This window comes from Candidatus Thiosymbion oneisti, assembly GCF_900092655.1.
In the GTDB taxonomy this organism is placed as follows: domain Bacteria; phylum Pseudomonadota; class Gammaproteobacteria; order Chromatiales; family Chromatiaceae; genus Thiosymbion; species Thiosymbion oneisti.
Genome location: NZ_FLUY01000664.1, coordinates 1 through 2,401, shown reverse-complemented (window position 1 = coordinate 2,401; position 2,401 = coordinate 1). Strand labels below are relative to the sequence as shown.

Genomic DNA, 2,401 nt, shown 5'->3' with positions numbered 1-2,401 from the left:
CTGTGAAAGTATTCCTGGATTTTCAGATCCAAAGGGACAGGACGACACAATTTTCCCTAAATTGAGCAGAAAATCTTCCTCCTCATACCACGTGGTATAGGATTTAGCGTGGAATATGGCGGTCTCATCCCACCACTTCCGGGAAAACCGAATACTTTCACAGTCTCTGGAGCGTGGGAACGAGCGTGGGCATCACCTTTTCGACGTTCTCGGAGAGAGGGATTAGGGAGCGGATGAGCCAAGTGCGTCGGTTATGCATGTCAACAGCTCCTAACCTCCTCCGCTGACCTTCCGCCAGGTTTCACCGCCCAATTCGTCCCCATGCTGACGCACATCTTGGTCAAGGATCTGGCGATCGTCAGCGGCCTCGAGCTCGACTTCGAGGCCGGCATGACGGCACTCACCGGCGAGACGGGGGCGGGTAAATCCATCCTCATCGACGCCCTGGGGCTCGTGCTGGGGGACAAGGCCGACGCCCAGCTGGTGCGCGCCGGCTGCGAACGGGCGGAGATCATCGCCGGGTTCGACCTGCGGGCCTGCCCCGAGGCCCAGGACTGGCTCGCCGACCAAGACCTGGACGCGGGTGACGAATGCTTGGTGCGCAGACTCCTCATGCGCCAAGGGCGCTCCCGGGCCTATATCAACGGCCACCCGGCCACCGGGGCCCAACTGCAGGGCCTGGGCGAACGCCTGGTCGATATCCACGGCCAACACGCCCATCAATCCCTGCTCCGGGCGGCACACCAACGGGACCTGCTCGACGACTACGGCGGCACCGGCGATCTGGCGGCCCAGGTGGCCGACCGGTATCGGACCTATCGCGACCATGACCAGCGGCTGGGTCGCCTCCGGGCCGAGAGCGCCGATCGGGCCGCGCGCCTGGAGCTGCTGCGCTACCAGGTGGAGGAGCTCGCGGACCTGGGTCTGGACGCCGGCGAAATCCGCGCTCTGGACCAAGAACAGAAACGGCTCGCCAATCTGGGAGAGCTCCAGGGCACGACCGGCCGCCTGCTGCAACGGCTGTACGAAGGCGAACCCTCGCTGCACGCCGAGCTGAGCCACGCCGGTACTGATCTGGAGACCCTGAGCAACCTGGACGCACGCCTGTCCGCGACCCGCGAGCTGGTGGAAGGCGCCGCCATCCAGGTCGAGGAGGCGGCGGCCAACCTGCGCCGCTATCTGGACGAGCTGGACCTGGACCCAGGGCTCCTGGAGCAGGTAGAGCGGCGCCTCACCCAGGTCCACGACCTGGCCCGCAAGTACCGGGTGCCCCCGGACCGGATCCCCGAGACCCTCCAGGCCATGCGCGAGGAACTGGAGGCCCTGGAACGCGACGACACGGCCTTAGCAACCCTGGCCGGGGAGCGCGACCAGGCGCGCGCGGCATTTCTCACCGCCGCCGAACAGCTCAGCGACGCCCGCTCCCAGGCCGCGCAAAGGCTCTCCGAGACGGTCACCAAGGCCATGCAGGGGCTCGGGATGGGCGGCGGACGCTGCGCGGTGGAGGTCACCAGGGTTCAGCCTGAGGCGGCCACCGCCCAGGGGCTCGACCGGGTGGAGTTCCTGGTCAGTGCCAACCCGGGCCAGCCCATGCAACCCCTGGCGAAGGTAGCCTCCGGGGGCGAGCTGTCCCGGATCAGCCTCGGCCTACAGGTCGCCACCGCCGAGTGCGGCGCGGTGCCGACCCTGGTCTTCGATGAGGTCGATGTAGGGATCGGGGGCGGCGTGGCCGAGATCGTCGGTAGCCTGCTGCGCACCCTGGGCGGGGCACGCCAGGTCCTCTGCGTCACCCACCTGCCCCAGGTGGCGGCCCAGGCCCACAACCACCTGCTGGTCCGCAAGCTTACCCGCGACGACCAGACCTACACCGCCATCGAAAACCTGGGAGCAGCGGAACGTGTGGACGAAGTAGCGCGCATGTTGGGAGGCCGGGAGATCACCCGCAAGACCCTGGACCATGCCCGAGAGATGATCGAGCGTTCCCAGCGTTGAGTCTGGAAAAAGAACTGACAGCCCACCGCCTCGGTACAGGAACCGAAATCGCGTTCGCCTTTTAAATCCGCAGATTACGCAGATTTCCGCAGATGAAGAAAAAACAATCTGCGAAAATCTGCGTAATGTCGGGGTCCCGAGTGATCATATACCGAGGAGGAGCTATCCGCTGTTGCAGGTGAGAGCGGTTTTACGCTTGCTTGCGGGGGAGGAAAAGGAGGAGCGCGCGAAGGCAGGCGAGAGATAGGGCCACAGTGCATGACCTCATTTGTTCAAAAAGACGTGAATCCGTGAGATAAAATCCAGGATTTCGGTTAACTCTATGATTTTACTTGGATTTTCAAAGATTGGCTATTTCACCTGCTGGGTGAGTCCAAAAATGAATGAATTTTTCCATTATCCTGTTGTT

1 protein-coding gene is annotated in these 2,401 nt (G+C 63.5%); it reads left to right on the top strand.

Going from position 1 to position 2,401, the window contains the following annotated elements; genetic code table 11:
- The first annotated feature begins 321 nt into the window (after window positions 1–321).
- On the top strand, window positions 322–1,992 hold the full coding sequence (gene recN / locus BQ17_RS07245; RefSeq protein WP_089725676.1) for a DNA repair protein RecN: 1,671 nt from the start codon (window positions 322–324) through the stop codon (window positions 1,990–1,992).
- The last annotated feature ends 409 nt before the right edge of the window (window positions 1,993–2,401 follow it).